This window comes from Pseudonocardia thermophila (assembly GCF_900142365.1).
Lineage (GTDB): Bacteria > Actinomycetota > Actinomycetes > Mycobacteriales > Pseudonocardiaceae > Pseudonocardia > Pseudonocardia thermophila.
The window spans coordinates 16,212-32,151 of record NZ_FRAP01000004.1 but is presented as its reverse complement, the minus strand read 5'-3'; the positions used below and the strand labels follow the sequence as shown (position 1 = coordinate 32,151).

The window sequence follows — 15,940 nt, the reverse complement described above, 5'->3', positions numbered from 1 at the left end:
TCAGCACCCGCCCTGCTCCCGCCGGCCGCGCAGCCACCGCGCGACCAGCGGGATCTCCCACCGCGCGCACAGCGCCAGCGCGTCGTCGGCGTGCCCGGCCGCGACCCGGAGTTCCCCCGTGGCTGCGGCGGCCAGGGCCAGGAACGCGTCCACCGGCCCCATCGCGAGGCTGAACCCCGCGCTGCACACCCGCCCCGCGTACGGGGACAACCACCGGTACGCCGCGCGCGCCACGGCGGGCAGCCCGAGCGCGAAGGCGACCTCGGCCGTCAGGCAGTGCTCGATGACCGACATCCAGTCGTCGCCGACCGGCCGCAGGCCGTGCCGGTCGTAGCGGGCGCGGGCCTCGGCCACCCGGCCGTCCCGCACCAGCAGCGCGAGGACGAGCAGGTTCATGTTGAACGGGCTGTGCGCGGCGAACTCCTCGAACGCCGGCAGCAGCTCCGCCGCACGGCCCTGCCACAGGCCCAGCGCCATGCGCGCCCCGACGAGGGACTCCGCGTGCGTGGGGATCGACTCCCCAGCGGCGAGTCCTTCCCGCCACGCGATGATCCGCTCGGCCTCGGCGAACCGCCCGCGCATCGCCAGCCAGGCGAAGTCGAGATCGCTCAGGACGACCAGCACGTACGTCATCCGCAGCGGTTCGGCGATGCCCCGGGCGCGGTCGATCTCGGCCTGCATCCGGTCGATCCGGCCGGTCTCGCCCAGCACGATCGCCAGCAGCGTGTGCGCCAGGGCCTGCCACCGGGGATCGCCCAGCCGGTCGGCGACCTGGACCGCCTCCTCGGCCAGGCGCATCCGCTGCGGTGCCGTGGCCGCCCGCCAGAGGGCGAGGAACGCCGTCTGGCAGGCCCAGATGAGCAGCGCCGGATCGCCGATCCGGCGGGCCGTCGCCATCCCCTGCTCGACGAGGCCTCCCGGTACGCCGGGGAGCCGCCGTAGTACAACTCGCCGGCCAGCACGATCAGCACCCGGCAGCGCAGCTCGCTGTCGTGCGGCGGCAGCTCCTGCGAGGCGCGGCGCAAGACGGCGACCATCCGCTCCTCCACCTGCCCGTAGTCGCGGATCTGCCACAGCGCCCCCTCGGCCACGCCGACGGCCGCCCGCGCCATGCGCTCGAGGTCGCCCGCCCGCTCCGCCTCGGCCACCGCCTCCACGAGCGCCGCGTCGACCCCCTTCCGGTCGGCCGACCAGCGGCAGGCGTCGGCGCGGGCCAGCAGCAGGGCGTAGCGGTCGAGCGAGGTGGCCGAGACGTCGGCGCGCTGCGCGTCGAGGGCGGCCTGCAACAGCGTCGCGGCCTCCTCGTGGGCGTACACCCGGCGGGCCCGCTCGGCCGCCGCGGCCGCCGCGCGCCAGGCCTCGGCCGCGTGGGCGGGCCCGGCGGCGAGCCAGTGCGCGGCGATCTCCGAGCGCCGGTCCGGTGCGCCCGGGCCCGCCCCGGCCTCCAGCGCGCGGGCCACCGCCGCGTGGCGGCGCGCCCGGCGCGCCTTCGGCAGCTCGGCGTAGACGGCGTCGCGGACGAGGGCGTGGGCGAACCGGAACCGGTCAACCGTCTCCTCCTCGGCGATCACGCCGGCGGCGAGGGCGGGATCGAGGGCGTCGAGCACGCCCTCCTCGTCGCAGCCGCTCGCGGCGGCGAGCGGGGCCAGATCGAACCGGCGGCCGATGACCGATGCGGTGCGCAGCAGGTCGCGGGTGTCCGCCGGCAGGTGCGCCACCCGGCGGGCGATGACGTCGGTCACCGCGGCCGGCAGGTCCTGGTCCCCGGCAGGCCCGGTGGCGAGCAACCGCACCAGCTCGACGACGAAGAAGGGGTTGCCCTCCGTCCGTTCGCGCAGCCGCTCGGCCTCGCCGGGATCGGGCGCACGGTGGGAGACCGCTTCCACCAGCGCCGCGGTCTCCGCGACGGACAGGCCGGCCAGGTCCAGCCGGGTCGCGTGCCGGCGGGCCAGGGCCGCGCAGGCGCGGGCCAGGACACCGGTGGGCTCGGGATGGGCGCGGCGGGTGGCCAGGACGAGGATCCGGCCCGCGGTGAACGCCTCGGCGAGGTGGCACAGCAGCCGCAGCGACGACGGATCGGCCCAGTGCAGGTCCTCGATGATCACCAGGAGGGGGCGTTGGCCGGAGGCGGCGACGAGCACCCGCGCCACCGCGCTCCACAGCAGGAAGCGGGAGGCGTCGGCATCGTCGGGCAGGAAGGCGCCGGCCGCCCGCGTGCTCCGGTCCGGCGCCGGCGAGAACAGCGCGACGACCTCCGCAAGGTCCGCGCGGACCTGCTCGGAGCCGCTCTCGGCCGACTCCTGCAGCCCACGCAGGACGCCCGCCCACGGCCACAGCGGCGGCGCGGTCTCCTCCTCCGAGCACCGCCCCACGAGCACCGTGAAACCGTGCTCCCGGGCCCGGGCCGCCAGCTCCTGACCCAGGCGCGTCTTCCCGATCCCCGGCTCGCCCACCAGCACCGCGAACTGCGGGATCCCGCGGGCCGCCACGGCCAGGAGCTCCTCCAGCTCGGCCAGTTCCGCGGCGCGGCCGACGAGCGGCCAGGACCGCGGATCGGCAGTGCCGGTGCCGATGTCGGTGCTGAGGTCGGTGCCGGGCAGCGGCCGGGCCGGGGCGGGCCGAGCAGGGGAACCGGCGACGGGGGCCGACCGCCCGACGACGGCGGGGTCCCGGCGCAGGATCGCGCCCTCCAGTTCCTGCAGCGCGGCCCCCGGATCCAGGCCCAGCTCGTCGGCGAGGATCCGGCGCACCTGCCGCAGCGCTTGCAGGCCATCCGCCTGCCGGTCCGCACCGGCCAGCGCCATCACCCGCAGGAGCCAGAGCCGTTCGCGCAGCGGATGCTCCGCCGTCAGCGCCTCCAGCTCCGCCGCGACCGTCGCGTGCCGGCCGAGGGCCAGAAGGGCGGCCGCTCGGTCCTCGAGCGCGACCATGCGCAGCTCGGCCAGCCGCGCCCGTTCCGCGACCGCGGCGGGCAGCTCACCCAGCTCGACGTACGGGATCCCCCGCCACGACGCGAGCGCGGCGTCGAGCTCTCCGACCACCTCGACCAGCTCACCGGCGCTGAGCCCGGGCCGGGCGACGGCGGGCCCGGTCGCGCCGCCGGCCCAGGTGCTCAGGCGCTGGTGGGCGGCGGTCACGGCGGTGCAGAACCGGGCCGCGTCGAGGGCGCCGTCGGGCAGCCGAAGGGCGTAACCGGGCGTGACCGTGACGACGACCTGGGCGCGGGTGCGGGCGGGCCGGTCGGGTTCGAGGGCGCGGCGCAGGCCCGCGACGTAGACCTGCAGGGTCGGCACGGCGCTCGGCGGCGGCGCGTCGCCCCACAGCAGATCGACGAGGGCGTCGACGGACACCGGCCGGCCGCCGTGCAGCGCGAGCGCCGCGAGCACCTGCCGCTGCTTGCGGCCGGCGAGCTCGACCGGCTCACCGCCGCGGAATGCCCTGAGGGTCCCCAGTACGTCCACCCGCACGGGCGACAGCATGGAGCAGCGGTGCGGCCTCTCGGCACGCGGATCACCGCTCCCGGTCGATCGGCGTCACCGGGCGTGCCCGTTCTAGTCTCGCCCGCGTGCTGTCGATGATCGCGGTCGTGCCGGAGCCGCCCCTGCTGGTCCCGCAGCTGGCCACCGGCGCGGCCGAGGAGACCGCGGACCTGCGCGCCGCGGTGCTGGCCGCGGGCCGTCGGCTGGCCTCGGCGTCGGCGGAGTGGATCGTCGTCGGGTCCGACGCGGGCGGCCGCCGCTCGGTCGGCGCGGACGCCCGCGGCACCTTCGCCGGCTTCGGCGCCGACGTCGTCGTGGGGATGTCGCCCGGCGCCGCCGGTCCGGTCGATCCCGAGCTGCCGCTGCCGCTGCTGATCGCCTCCTGGCTGGCCGAGGGGCTCGGCGTCACGCTGCGCGGCGAGCTGGTCGCCCCGGACACCCCGGCTCGGGAGTGCGCCGCGCTCGGCACCGAGCTGGCCAGGGCGACCACCGCGCTGCTGGTCGTCGGGGACGGCTCGGCCAAGCACACCGAGAAGGCCCCCGGCTACTTCGACGAGCGCGCTCACGCCTACGACGCCGCCGTCGCCGACGCGCTGGCCGCGGGCGATCCCGCGGCGCTCGCCGCCGCCGTGGCCGACCCGGGACCGGCCGCCGAGCTGTGGGTGTCGGGGCGGGCGCCGTGGTTGGTGATGGCGGGCGCGGCGCAGGGCGCGGCCTGGCGCGTCGAGCGCGGCTACTCGGCCGCGCCGTTCGGCGTGCACTACCACGTGGCGGTGTGGGAGCGGTGAGCCCGCCGCCGCTGGTGGTCGTCGCGGGCCCGACGGCCACGGGCAAGTCCGACCTGGGCGTCGCGCTGGCCGTTGAGCTGGGCGGTGAGGTGATCAACGCCGACGCGTCCCAGCTCTACCGCGGCATGGACATCGGCACCGCCAAGCTCCGTCCGGCCGAGCGCGCCGGCGTGCCGCACCACCTGCTCGACGTCCTGGACGTCACGCAGACGGCGTCGGTCGCGGCCTACCAGCGGCGGGCGCGGGAGATCATCGAGCGGCTGCGCGCCGCCGGGCGCACCCCGGTGCTCGTGGGCGGCAGCGGCCTGTACATCCAGTCGGTGCTGGACGATCTGGAGTTCCCGGGCACCGACCCGGCCCTGCGCGCGCGGCTGGAGGCCGAGCTCGCCGAGCGCGGCCCGCAGGCCATGCACGCCCGGCTGGCCGAGCTCGACCCGGCCGCCGCCGAAGCGGTGCTGCCCACCAACGGGCGGCGGATCGTGCGTGCGCTGGAGGTGATCGCGCTGACCGGCAAACCGTTCCGCGCGCGCCTGCCCGAGCCCGGCCCGCCCCGCTACGACGCGGTCCTGCTCGCCGTCGACCGGGACACGGCGGAGCTGGACGCGCGCATCGCCCGGCGCGTGGCCCGCATGTTCGCCGCCGGACTCGTGGACGAGGTGCGCGGGCTGCTCCCGGCCGGGCTGGCCGACGGCCCGACGGCGTCGCGTGCGCTCGGCTACCAGCAGGTGCTCGCTGAGCTGCCGGGCGGGGACATGGCCCGCGCGGCCGTCGACACCGTGGTGGGCACCCGCCGGTTCGTGCGCCGGCAGCGGTCCTGGTTCCGCCGTGACAAGCGCTACACATGGCTGGACGGCGCGGCCCCGGACCTGCGGGAACGGGCCCTCGCGGTGGTGCGCGGCCGGGCCGGATCACCCGCGTAGGCTGATCGGGTGCGGTTCAGCAAGGGCCACGGCACCCAGAACGACTTCGTGGTGCTGCCCGATCCCGACGGCGCGCTCGACCTGACGCCCGAGCGGGTGGCCGCACTGTGCGATCGCCGCCGCGGCCTGGGCGCCGACGGCGTGCTGCGGGTGGTCCGCTGGAAGGCCCTGCCCGGGGTCGGCGAGCCCGAACCCGGCGTCGAGTGGTTCATGGACTACCGCAACGCCGACGGCAGCATCGCCGAGATGTGCGGAAACGGCGTGCGGGTGTTCGCCCGCTACCTCGCCGCGGCCGGCCTGGTCGGCGAGCCGGAGTTCACCATCGGTACCCGCGCCGGGCTGCGCAGCGTCTCCTTCGCCGGGGGCGACGCCGTCCACGGGGACGTCGCCGTGGGCATGGGCCCGGCGGTCGTCGGGGCGCGCAGCAGCGCCCGCGTGGGGGACAAGGTGTACCCGGGCGTCGCGGTCGACGTCGGCAACCCGCACCTGGTGTGCATCACCGGCGAGCCGATCGCCGCGCTCGACCTCACCGCCGCGCCCGATCACGATCCGGACCTCTTCCCGAACGGCGTCAACGTCGAGTTCGTCTCGCCGCTGCGCGACGACGCGATCACGATGCGCGTGCACGAGCGCGGGGTGGGGGAGACCCGCTCCTGCGGCACCGGCACCGTCGCGGCCGTGGTCGCATCCCTGCACCACGCCGGGCGCGCCGAGGGCACCGTCGCCGTCACCACGCCGGGTGGGCGGCTGCGCGTCACCGTCACCCCCGACGGCACGACGCTGTGCGGGCCCGCCGTCCTCGTGGCCGAGGGCGAGCTGTCCGACGAGTGGTGGGCGAACCCCGCCTGAGCCGGCACCGCGAGACCCATCGGGATCAGCAGCGGGAATCCCGGCGGACAACCCGGCGTTGACGTGGGAGCATGGCTACCACGATGACTGAACCCGTCCTGTCCGCCACCACGGCCGGACCCCGCACCACGACCGGCGACCTGGATCTGGAGGAGCGCTCCTCGCTCCGCCGCGTCGCGGGCCTGTCCACCGAACTCACCGACGTCACCGAGGTCGAGTACCGGCAGCTGCGCCTCGAGCGCGTCGTGCTGGTCGGCGTCTGGACGGAGGGTACGTCGGCGCAGATGCGCGCCTCGCTCGAGGAGCTCGCCCGGCTCGCCGAGACCGCGGGCTCCCAGGTCCTCGGCGGCCTGGTGCAGCGCCGGTCCCGGCCCGACCCAGCCACGTTCATCGGTGCCGGGAAGGTCGACGAGCTGCGCGCCGCGGTCGAGGAGGCCGGCGCCGACACCGTGATCTGCGACGGCGAGCTGTCGCCCGGCCAGCTGCGCGAGCTGGAGGAACGGCTCAAGGTCAAGGTCATCGACCGGACCGCGCTGATCCTCGACATCTTCGCCCAGCACGCCCGCTCGAAGGAGGGCAAGGCGCAGGTCGAGCTGGCCCAGCTGTCCTACCTGCTCCCGCGGCTGCGCGGGTGGGGTGAGGCGTTGTCCCGCCAGGTCGGCGGCCGCGCCGCGGGCGGCGTCGGGATCGGCGGCCGCGGCCCCGGTGAGACGAAGATCGAGCTGGATCGCCGGCGCATCCGCGCCCGCATGTCCAAGTTGCGCCGCGAGATCGCCGGCATGAAGCAGATCCGCGAGACGCAGCGCAGCTCCCGCCGGCGCCACGAGGTGCCGTCGGTCGCGATCGTCGGCTACACCAACGCCGGCAAGTCGAGCCTGCTCAACCGGCTCACCGACGCCGGCGTGCTCGTCGAGGACGCCCTGTTCGCCACGCTGGACCCGACCACTCGGCGGGCCACGACGAGCGACGGGCGCGTGTACACCCTGACCGACACCGTCGGGTTCGTGCGGCACCTGCCGCACCAGCTCGTCGAGGCGTTCCGCTCCACGTTGGAGGAGACCGCCGAGGCGGACCTGCTGCTGCACGTCGTCGACGCCTCGGACGCGCTGCCGGAGGACCAGATCAAGGCCGTCCGGCAGGTGCTCGTCGAGATCGGTGAGGAGCGCGACGGACGGATGCCGCCGGAGCTGCTCGTCGTCAACAAGATCGACGCGGCCGACGACCTGCAGCTCGCCCGGCTGCGCCACCTGCTGCCCGACGCGGTGTTCGTCTCCGCCCGCCGCGGCGACGGCATCGACAAGCTCCGCGCCGAGATCGCGGCCCGGCTGCCGCGGCCCGAGGTCGAGTTGACGGCGCTGGTGCCGTTCACGCAGGGCGCGCTGGTGTCGCGGGTGCACGCCGACGGCGAGGTGCTCGAGGAGAAGCACACCGCCGAAGGCACCTTGCTGCACGCCCGGGTCGGCCCTGACCTGGCGCAGGCGCTGCTGCCGTACGCACGGACCGGTGCGGCCGCCGAAGAAGAGACCGGGGCGGCGGTGGAAGAGGTGGCGCCGTAGCGGCCCGGTACCCCTGCTCGCGGCGCCGGTTCGCGAGCGTCGCCGTGGTGCTCGCCGCCCTGGTGGGCACGGCGGCGGCGGTCCCCGAACCGGAGCTGTTGTGCACGGTGACCGACCGGCGGCTCGCCGAGCTGTCCGGGCTGGTCGTCGACGCCGCTGGCGGCATCTGGGCGATCCCGGACGGCGGCCGGCGCGTGACCGTCCACCGGATCGACCCGGTGACCTGCGCGATCGTCGAGACCCGCACCGCGGACATCGATCCGCGCGACGCCGAGGACCTCGCGCTCGGCCCGGACGGCGCGCTGTGGGTCGGCGACATCGGCGACAACGGCCGCGTGCGCGACACCGTCGCCGTGATCGTGCTGCCCGAGCAGGGCGAGCCGCGGCTGCACCGGCTCACCTACCCCGACGGGGCGCACGACGCTGAGGCGCTCGTCGTCGACGGCGCCGGCCGGCCCGTGATCGTCACGAAGGAGGGCCCGTTCGGAGCCGGGGTGTACCGCACGGTCGAACCCCCAGCCGGGGTGGGCCCCACCCCGCTGGAGCGCGTCGGGACCGCCGCGCTGCCCGCCTCGAACGGCACGACGGGGCCGCTGGGCGGGCTCGGCAGCCGGCTGGTCACGGGCGCGGCGCAGAGCGCGGACGGCAGCGTGGTCGCGTTGCGCAGCTACACCGACGCCTGGCTGTACCCGGTGCGCGACGGCGACGTCGCGGCCGCGGTGACCGGAGCAGCAGCGGTGCGGGTGCCGCTGCCCGACGAGCCGCAGGGCGAGGCGATCGCGTTCGGCCCGGACGGCACGCTCTACTCAGCGGGCGAGACCCGCAACGGGGTGCGCGGCGAGCTGCGTGCCGTGCGCGGGGCCGCTGCGCTCGTGGCCGGCGGTGACGCCGTGTTCGAGCCGCCCGCGGCGGAGGAGCCGTCGTCCGGCCCGGTCTGGGGGCCTGCCGTGATCGGCGGTGGGATCGTCACCGGGTTGCTCCTGCTGCTCGCGCTGGCGATGGGGCTGCGCGGGCGCCGCCGGGCCTGAACCGCGGTCCCTGCGCTGCTCAGAGCCTGCGCAGCACTGCGACCACGCGGCCGAGGATGGTCGCGTCGTCGCCCGGGATGGGCTGGTAGGCCGGGTTCGCCGGCATCAGCCAGATGTGTCCGTCGCGGTGCTTGAACGTCTTGACGGTGGCTTCCCCGTCGAGCATGGCGGCGACGATCTCGCCGTTCTCCGCGTCGGGCTGCTGGCGCACCACGACCCAGTCGCCGTCGGTGATCGCGGCCTCGACCATCGAGTCGCCGCGCACCTTGAGCAGGAACAGCTCGCCCTCGCCGACGATCTCCCGCGGCAGCGGGAACACGCTCTCCACGGCCTGCTCGGCCAGGATCGGGCCGCCCGCAGCGATGTTGCCCAGCACCGGGACGAACGCGGGCGTGGGCCGCTCGTCGGCCGCGCTGGCTCCGGTGTGCGGGTCGGTGTCGCCGTGCTCCTCCGGCCCGCGTACGTCGACCGCGCGGGTGCGGTTGGGGTCGCGGCGCAGGTAGCCCTTCTTCTCCAGGGCGCGCAGCTGGTGGTGCACCGACGACGTGGAGGTCAGCCCGACCGCGTCGCCGATCTCCCGCACGCTCGGCGGGTAGCCGAACCGGTTGACCCAGTCGCGGATCACCTCCAGCACCTTGCGCTGGCGCGGGGTGAGGCCGGGGGCCTCCGCCGCCGGCTCGGGGAAGGTGCTGACCCGGGCCCCCGTCCCGGCGCCGGCGCCCTCGCCGGTCGGTGTCTCGGGCTGGTCGGGTGCCATCGTGTCGCTCCTTCGGTGTCCTGGGGCCTGCGCCGGTGCGCGGTCTCGTGGTGGTGGCGGCCCGCCGGGGTCCGTGCGGCTCGCACCGCCTGGAACGGCCGGCCCGGTCGTGCTTCCGGGTGAACCGTAGCCGGAATCCCACCTCAGCACAAACACATGTTCGAACGACACGCGGACTTCTGTCGATTTTCGTCGGCGCCGGGTGGTACACAGTCCCCGACGTCGGTTCGAACACTTGTGCGAGCGTTCGGGTCGGGTCGGGGCGGGGCGACGACAGGAGGCGCTCATGCGGATCGAGGCAGCGAGCACGGCGGCGGTGGGCACGGCGGCGGTGGGCACGGCGCAGGGTGCGCCGGCGGGTGTCGCCGAGGGTGCGGTCGACGAGGCGGCGCCCCGGGTGCGCCGCCGGGGCGGCCGGCCGCGGCCGGTCCGGCCCGTGGTGGCCGTCCCGGCGGGCCGTTCGCCGCGGCAGGCGTGGGCGGCCGGGCGTGCGGAGCCCGTCGCGGTGGTCGTGCCGCTGTTCGGCGGGCGGGCCGGCGAACGGCTGCTGGACCGGGCGCCGGCGGGGTCGGCGCCGGCCGCGGTCGAGGTGCCCGCGCCGCGGCGGGGGCCGGTGCGCGAGTCGGGGCGGGGTGCGGTGCGCGCGGCGATGCGGGCCGCCGGCTGGGACCGGCCGGTCGGTCGCCGGTTCGCGCTCGCTCCGGACGCGGGCCGGCGGTTCCTCGCCGGGGTCGGGCTGTTCGTCGGGGCGGCGGCCACGGTGGTGCTGCTGGGGCTGCTGGCGTCGGCGGCGGCCGAGGCGCGCAGCGCGGGTGACGGTGCGGCGGAGGTCGCGGTGCTGGTGTCGCCGGAGGGTCGCGCGGCTACGCGCTGAGCGGCGGTTCGGCGGTCGCGGCCGCGTTCCCGCAGTGCGCGCGGTCACTGGACCCGGTGCATCGCTCCCTCACACCGGTGGTCGCGAGGGTGCGGTGACGCGCGGCCCGTGGCCGCCGGATGACGCTGCGCGCACGGCCGGACCGCTCGGCGCAGCGTACTGCCCCTTCGGGCGCGGAGCCGGCACCGATAGGGGGGTCCGACTTGGTCGACCCCAATATGTTGTGGTTACATGGTTGTCGTTCGCCAACCGGTCGCGTTCCGAAGACGACCTGTGAGGGGCCCGGTTCCACCATGCGTTGTCCGTTCTGCCGGCACTCCGACTGCCGGGTCATCGACTCGCGAGAGGTCGACGACGGGCAGGCCACCCGCCGCCGGCGGTCGTGCGGCGCGTGCGGGCGCCGGTTCACCACCGTGGAGGAGCCCGTCCTCGCCGTGGTGAAGCGCAGCGGGGTCACCGAGCCGTTCAGCCGGGAGAAGGTGGTCAACGGGGTCCGCCGCGCCTGCCAGGGCCGCCCGGTCGACGAGGACGCGTTGCAGCAGCTCGCGCACCGGGTCGAGGAGTCGATCCGCGCCGGTGGCACGGCCGAGATCCCCAGCCACGAGGTCGGCCTGGCCATCCTCGGTCCGCTGCGGGAGCTCGACGAGGTGGCATACCTCCGTTTCGCGAGCGTCTACCGCTCGTTCTCATCCATAGAGGACTTCGAGAAGGAGATCGCCGAGCTCCGGCGCATCCACGGCAGCGGAGCCACGGCGCCCCCGAACTGATCGGGGTCGCGTCGAGGCGGCGCTGCGTGCACGGCACCCATCGACCGATCCACACCCGTACCAGCACGAACGCCGCAGACCGCAGCGGCACGACCCGCACGACCGTGCAACGAGACGCACACCGCAGGAACGGGCGCCCCGGCGTGCCCGCAGGAAGGTCCGAGCAGAGCTCCGGCGGTCCCCAGCCCGCCGGATCTCGAGGAAGGAAGAGCATGGCCGAGACCGTCGGGACGTCGAGGACACCGAGCGCGCCGCGCTCCGGGCGAGGCAAGAAGACGACGTCCAAGGCCGAGTCGTCGGCGGCGCAGCCGAGGGGGATCACCGTGGAGCGGATCTTCACGACGCCCGGGGTGCACCCCTACGACGAGGTCACGTGGGAGAAGCGCGACGTCGTCATGACGAACTGGCGCGACGGCTCGGTGAACTTCGAGCAGCGCGGCGTGGAGTTCCCCGACTTCTGGTCGGTGAACGCCACCAACATCGTCACCAGCAAGTACTTCCGCGGCGCCGTCGGCAGCCCGCAGCGCGAGTCGAGCCTGCGTCAGCTCATCGACCGCGTCGTGTCGGTCTACCGGCGCGCCGGCGTCGAGAACGGCTACTTCGCGTCCGAGGAGGACGCCGAGATCTTCGAGCACGAGCTGACCTGGATGCTGCTGCACCAGGTGTTCAGCTTCAACTCGCCGGTCTGGTTCAACGTCGGCACGTCCAGCCCGCAGCAGGTCTCGGCGTGCTTCATCCTCTCGGTCGACGACACGATGGAGTCGATCCTGAACTGGTACCGGGAGGAGGGCCTGATCTTCAAGGGCGGCTCCGGTGCCGGTCTGAACCTGTCCCGGATCCGCTCGTCGAAGGAGCTGCTGTCCTCCGGCGGCACCGCCTCCGGCCCGGTGTCGTTCATGCGCGGCGCCGACGCGAGCGCGGGCACCATCAAGTCCGGCGGCGCCACCCGGCGCGCGGCGAAGATGGTCGTCCTCGACGTCGACCACCCCGACATCGTCGAGTTCGTCGAGACCAAGGCCAAGGAGGAGGAGAAGATCCGCGTCCTGCGCGACGCGGGCTTCGACATGGACCTCGGCGGCGCCGACATCACCTCGGTCCAGTACCAGAACGCCAACAACTCGGTGCGCGTGTCCGACGAGTTCATGCGCGCCGTGGAGGCCGGCGGTGAGTTCGGCCTGCGGGCCCGGCTCACCGGCGAGGTGATCGACAAGGTCGACGCCCGCTGGCTGTTCCGCACGATCGCGCAGGCGGCGTGGGCGTGCGGTGACCCCGGCATCCAGTACGACGACACGATCAACGACTGGCACACCTGCCCCGAGTCGGGCCGCATCACCGCGTCCAACCCGTGCTCGGAGTACATGCACCTGGACAACTCCAGCTGCAACCTGGCGTCGCTGAACCTGCTGAAGTTCCTCAAGGACGACGGCACGTTCGACGTCGAGCGGTTCGAGAAGGCCGTCGAGCTGATCATCACCGCGATGGACATCTCGATCTGCTTCGCGGACTTCCCGACGGAGCCGATCGCGCAGACCACGCGGAGGTTCCGCCAGCTCGGCATCGGCTACGCCAACCTGGGCGCGCTGCTGATGGCCACCGGCCACGCGTACGATTCCGACGGCGGGCGCGCGCTGGCCGCGTCGATCACCTCGCTGATGACGGCGGCGTCGTACAAGCGCTCGGCGGAGCTGGCCGGCGTGGTCGGCCCGTACGAGGGTTACGAGCGCAACGCCTCCGCCCACCAGCGCGTCATGCGCAAGCACGCCGCCGCGAACGACGACGTGCGCACGTTCGTCGCGAGCGCGCCGATCCACAAGCGCGCCACCGAGGTGTGGCAGGACTGCCTGGAGATCGGCGCCCGCAACGGCTGGCGCAACTCGCAGGCCTCGGTGCTGGCGCCCACCGGCACCATCGGGCTGATGATGGACTGCGACACCACCGGCATCGAGCCCGATCTGGCGCTGGTGAAGTTCAAGAAGCTCGTCGGCGGCGGCTCGATGCAGATCGTCAACCAGACGGTCCCGCGGGCGCTGGCGCGGCTCGGCTACCAGGTGGAGCAGATCGAGGCGATCGTCGAGTACGTGGCCGAGCACGGGCACGTCGTCGACGCGCCCGGCCTCAAGCCCGAGCACTACGAGGTGTTCGACTGCGCCATGGGGGAGCGCGCGATCGCCCCGATGGGCCACGTGCGGATGATGGCGGCGGTGCAGCCGTTCCTGTCCGGCGCGATCTCCAAGACCGTGAACATGCCCGAGGAGGCCACGGTCGAGGACATCGAGAAGATCTACATGGAGGGCTGGAAGCTCGGCCTCAAGGCACTCGCGATCTACCGCGACAACTGCAAGGTCGGCCAGCCGCTCTCGGCGAGCAAGAAGGCGAAGCCGACCGCCGAGCCGCAGGTCGAGGCCCGGCCGGTGCGCAAGCGGTTGCCGAAGAAGCGCCCCAGCCAGACCGTGTCGTTCACGGTCGGCGGCGCCGAGGGCTACCTCACCGCGGGCTCCTACCCGGACGACGGCCTGGGCGAGATCTTCGTCAAGCTCGGCAAGCAGGGCTCGACGCTGGCCGGCGTGATGGACGCGTTCTCCATGTCGATATCGGTCGGCCTGCAGTACGGCATCCCGCTGGAGTTCTACGTCTCGAAGTTCTCCAACCTGCGGTTCGAGCCCGCCGGCATGACCGACGACCCGGACATCCGGATCGCCACCAGCGTGCTCGACTACCTGTTCCGCCGGCTCGCGCTGGACTACCTGCCGTACGAGAAGCGCGCCCAGCTGGGCATCTTCTCGGCCGAGGAGCGGCGCAACCAGGTCGCGGAGAACTACGGCGCCGATCCCGCCGAGGTCGACATGGACGCGCTGCGCAGCACCGTCGACGCGCAGCCCGCACCGGAGAAGGGCGCCTCGCCGGCGCCGGTGGAGGTCGGCAGCTCCACCGAGCTGCTGGAGCTGCGCCTGGGCAAGGCCGCCGACGCGCCGCTGTGCATGACCTGCGGCACCAAGATGCGGCCCGCCGGATCCTGCTACGTGTGCGAAGGGTGCGGCTCCACCAGCGGCTGCAGCTGATCGGGTAGCTCGGAGAACGGCCGCCGCCGGGACGCCGGCGGCGGCCGTTCGTCACGTCCCGTTCTCCTGCGAGCGGTCGCCGATCAGCCGCGCGTAGCGGGTGCCGGCGACGAGCAGGACCAGGCCGGCACCGAGGAACGCGGCCACCCGGGACACGCCGTCGAGCGCGCCGAGATCGAACAGCACGAGCTTCGCGACGGCGGCCGCCACCAGCGCCATCCCGGCGACCCGCAGCGCGGGCCGGGTGATCCCGCGGGCGAGCAGCACCAGCGCCGCGACCGTCCACGAGACGGTGACCAGCGCGTGCCCGGCGGTGAATCCGAGATCGAGATCGACCAGCAGGGCGGCGTTCACGACCAGGGCGGTCACGCCGTAGAGGCCGACGACGCCCAGCGTGACCCACGCGGGAGCGGTCGCGGAGTCGGCGCGCACCCAGCCGAGCCGACCGCACGCGGCCAGCAGCACGACCGCCAGCGCGACGACCAGCGCGCCGGTGCCGGCGGCGGTGAGCAGCCGGCCGGGCGGCAGCCAGTCGCCGGCGTCGAGCAGGTAGCGGCGCTCGACGAGATCGGCGAGCGGCGCATCGGACACGAGCGCCCGCAGCAGGCCGACCAGCCCGAGCGCGGTGGCCAGGCCGGTGGCGAACCGGCTGCCCAGCCGCAGCCCGGCGACCGCGGCGACGAGCGCCTGCCCGAGCAGCACCAGCGTCAGCGTGGCGCCGTCGAACGCCAGCGCGGTGGCTGCGAGCAGCGCGACCGCGGCGGTCGTGGCCGCCGACAGGCGCGCGGCGCCGGCGGACCAGGGGAGGGCGGCAACCGCGCCGAGCGCCACCGCGGTCCCCGCGGCGAGCCAGGCCCCGGTGGTGCCGCCCAGCACGACGGCGGTGACGAGGGCAGGCAGCGCGGCGAACGGGACGAGGGCGGCGAACGCGGCGGCAGGGATGCGCCGCGCGGCGGCCGCGGCCGCGGCGAGGCCGACCACGAGGGCCGCGACGGCGGTCGCGAGCGCGGTGCCGCGGGTGTCGGGGCCGTCGGCGAGCAGGCCGCAGGCGGAGCTGCCGTGCAGGGCGGCCAGCCCGCCCACGACGAGCGCCAGATCGGCCCACCGTCGGTGCCGCACGACCGGTGACGCCGCGATCACCATCGCCAGCGCCAGCGTGACCAGCAGCCAGCCGCCGGCCAGGACAGGGGCCAGCAGGAGCGCGCCGATCGCGACGCCGTGCGCGAGCCACCGCGAGGCGCGGTGATCGGCGAGCCCGAGCCCGGCCACAGCGACGACGAACGCCAGCGCGATCGCCGGGACCTCGTCGAGGTAGCCGTAGACCGCGCTCGCGCCCGCGATGACGAGGTAGAGAGTGGCGAAACCGGTGGCGGTGACCGCCTCGGCGCCGATCCGGGCCGTCCGGCGGTGCAGCCACCAGCCCAGACCGACGAGCCCGAGACCGAGCGCGGCGCCGCCGGCGATCCGCACCGGCGGGGCGAACCAGCCGCGGGACGCGGCGAGCGCGAGGAGCAGCACCACGCCCAGCAGGGTGAGGGCGGCACCCGTCCAGGCGAGCAGCCGCGCCCCGCCGACGGCCGCGGCCCGGTCGGCGAGCGCTGGCCGCGGGGCAGCCGGAGGCGGCAGCACGGGGCTGGGCGGAGGCAGCACGGGTACCGGGAGCGGCGCGGGCGGGGTGAAGCCGGGCGGGGGCGCGGCGGCGTGCGTGGTGACGGCCTGCGGGGCCGCGCCGTGGTGGCGCAGCTGGTCGAGCTCGGCCGCCATCCTGTCGAGCCGCTGCCCGATGGCGGCGAGCTCGGCGGCGAGAGCGCCGAGCGGGTCGCGGGGCGGGATCGAGCGGGGCGGGATCGACATGCCGCGACG

12 protein-coding genes are annotated in these 15,940 nt (G+C 75.1%); 8 read left to right on the top strand and 4 right to left on the bottom strand.

Features of this window, described 5'->3' with window-relative positions; all coding sequences use genetic code 11:
* Complete coding sequence (locus BUE41_RS30045) at positions 1 to 711, bottom strand: hypothetical protein (protein ID WP_143172004.1); 711 nt, start codon at positions 709 to 711, stop codon at positions 1 to 3.
* On the bottom strand, positions 630 to 3,479 hold the full coding sequence (locus tag BUE41_RS06600) for an ATP-binding protein (RefSeq protein ID WP_073455987.1): 2,850 nt from the start codon (positions 3,477 to 3,479) through the stop codon (positions 630 to 632). The genes BUE41_RS30045 and BUE41_RS06600 overlap by 82 nt, the downstream gene beginning before the upstream one ends.
* Before the next feature lie 95 nt (positions 3,480 to 3,574).
* Here BUE41_RS06600 and BUE41_RS06595 point away from each other — a divergent pair, with 95 nt between their 5' ends.
* From BUE41_RS06595 to BUE41_RS06575, 5 genes are all read left to right on the top strand, one after another.
* A complete protein-coding gene (locus BUE41_RS06595; protein WP_073456303.1) occupies positions 3,575 to 4,267 on the top strand; it encodes a class III extradiol ring-cleavage dioxygenase family protein in 693 nt (230 codons plus the stop codon).
* Entirely contained in the window at positions 4,264 to 5,187 is a 924-nt protein-coding gene (miaA, locus tag BUE41_RS06590) for a tRNA (adenosine(37)-N6)-dimethylallyltransferase MiaA (RefSeq protein ID WP_073456301.1), read from the top strand. The genes BUE41_RS06595 and miaA overlap by 4 nt, the downstream gene beginning before the upstream one ends.
* Positions 5,188 to 5,196: 9 nt before the next feature.
* Positions 5,197 to 6,036 carry a diaminopimelate epimerase gene (gene dapF / locus BUE41_RS06585; protein WP_073455986.1) on the top strand — a complete coding sequence of 280 codons (840 nt, stop codon included), beginning with the start codon at positions 5,197 to 5,199 and terminating at the stop codon, positions 6,034 to 6,036.
* A gap of 83 nt (positions 6,037 to 6,119) precedes the next feature.
* Entirely contained in the window at positions 6,120 to 7,592 is a 1,473-nt protein-coding gene (hflX, locus tag BUE41_RS06580; protein WP_073455985.1) for a GTPase HflX, read from the top strand.
* 47 nt (positions 7,593 to 7,639) lie between these two features.
* Positions 7,640 to 8,620, top strand: a complete 981-nt coding sequence (locus BUE41_RS06575) for an NHL repeat-containing protein (protein WP_234997012.1) — start codon at positions 7,640 to 7,642, stop codon at positions 8,618 to 8,620.
* 19 nt (positions 8,621 to 8,639) lie between these two features.
* Here BUE41_RS06575 and lexA read toward each other — a convergent pair whose 3' ends face one another.
* A complete protein-coding gene (gene lexA / locus BUE41_RS06570) occupies positions 8,640 to 9,377 on the bottom strand; it encodes a transcriptional repressor LexA (RefSeq protein ID WP_073455983.1) in 738 nt (245 codons plus the stop codon).
* A 286-nt stretch (positions 9,378 to 9,663) separates the two neighbouring features.
* Between lexA and BUE41_RS06565 the strand changes: the two genes are divergently transcribed.
* The 3 genes from BUE41_RS06565 (at position 9,664) to BUE41_RS06555 (ending at position 14,077) form a co-directional block, all read left to right on the top strand.
* Positions 9,664 to 10,251, top strand: a complete 588-nt coding sequence (locus BUE41_RS06565; RefSeq protein WP_073455982.1) for a hypothetical protein — start codon at positions 9,664 to 9,666, stop codon at positions 10,249 to 10,251.
* 293 nt (positions 10,252 to 10,544) lie between these two features.
* Positions 10,545 to 11,018: a transcriptional regulator NrdR gene (gene nrdR / locus BUE41_RS06560; protein ID WP_073455981.1), complete on the top strand. Its 474-nt coding sequence runs from the start codon at positions 10,545 to 10,547 to the stop codon at positions 11,016 to 11,018.
* A 212-nt stretch (positions 11,019 to 11,230) separates the two neighbouring features.
* A complete protein-coding gene (locus BUE41_RS06555; protein WP_073455980.1) occupies positions 11,231 to 14,077 on the top strand; it encodes a vitamin B12-dependent ribonucleotide reductase in 2,847 nt (948 codons plus the stop codon).
* A gap of 51 nt (positions 14,078 to 14,128) precedes the next feature.
* Here BUE41_RS06555 and BUE41_RS06550 read toward each other — a convergent pair whose 3' ends face one another.
* Entirely contained in the window at positions 14,129 to 15,931 is a 1,803-nt protein-coding gene (locus BUE41_RS06550) for a DUF2339 domain-containing protein (protein ID WP_073455979.1), read from the bottom strand.
* Positions 15,932 to 15,940 lie beyond the last annotated feature (9 nt).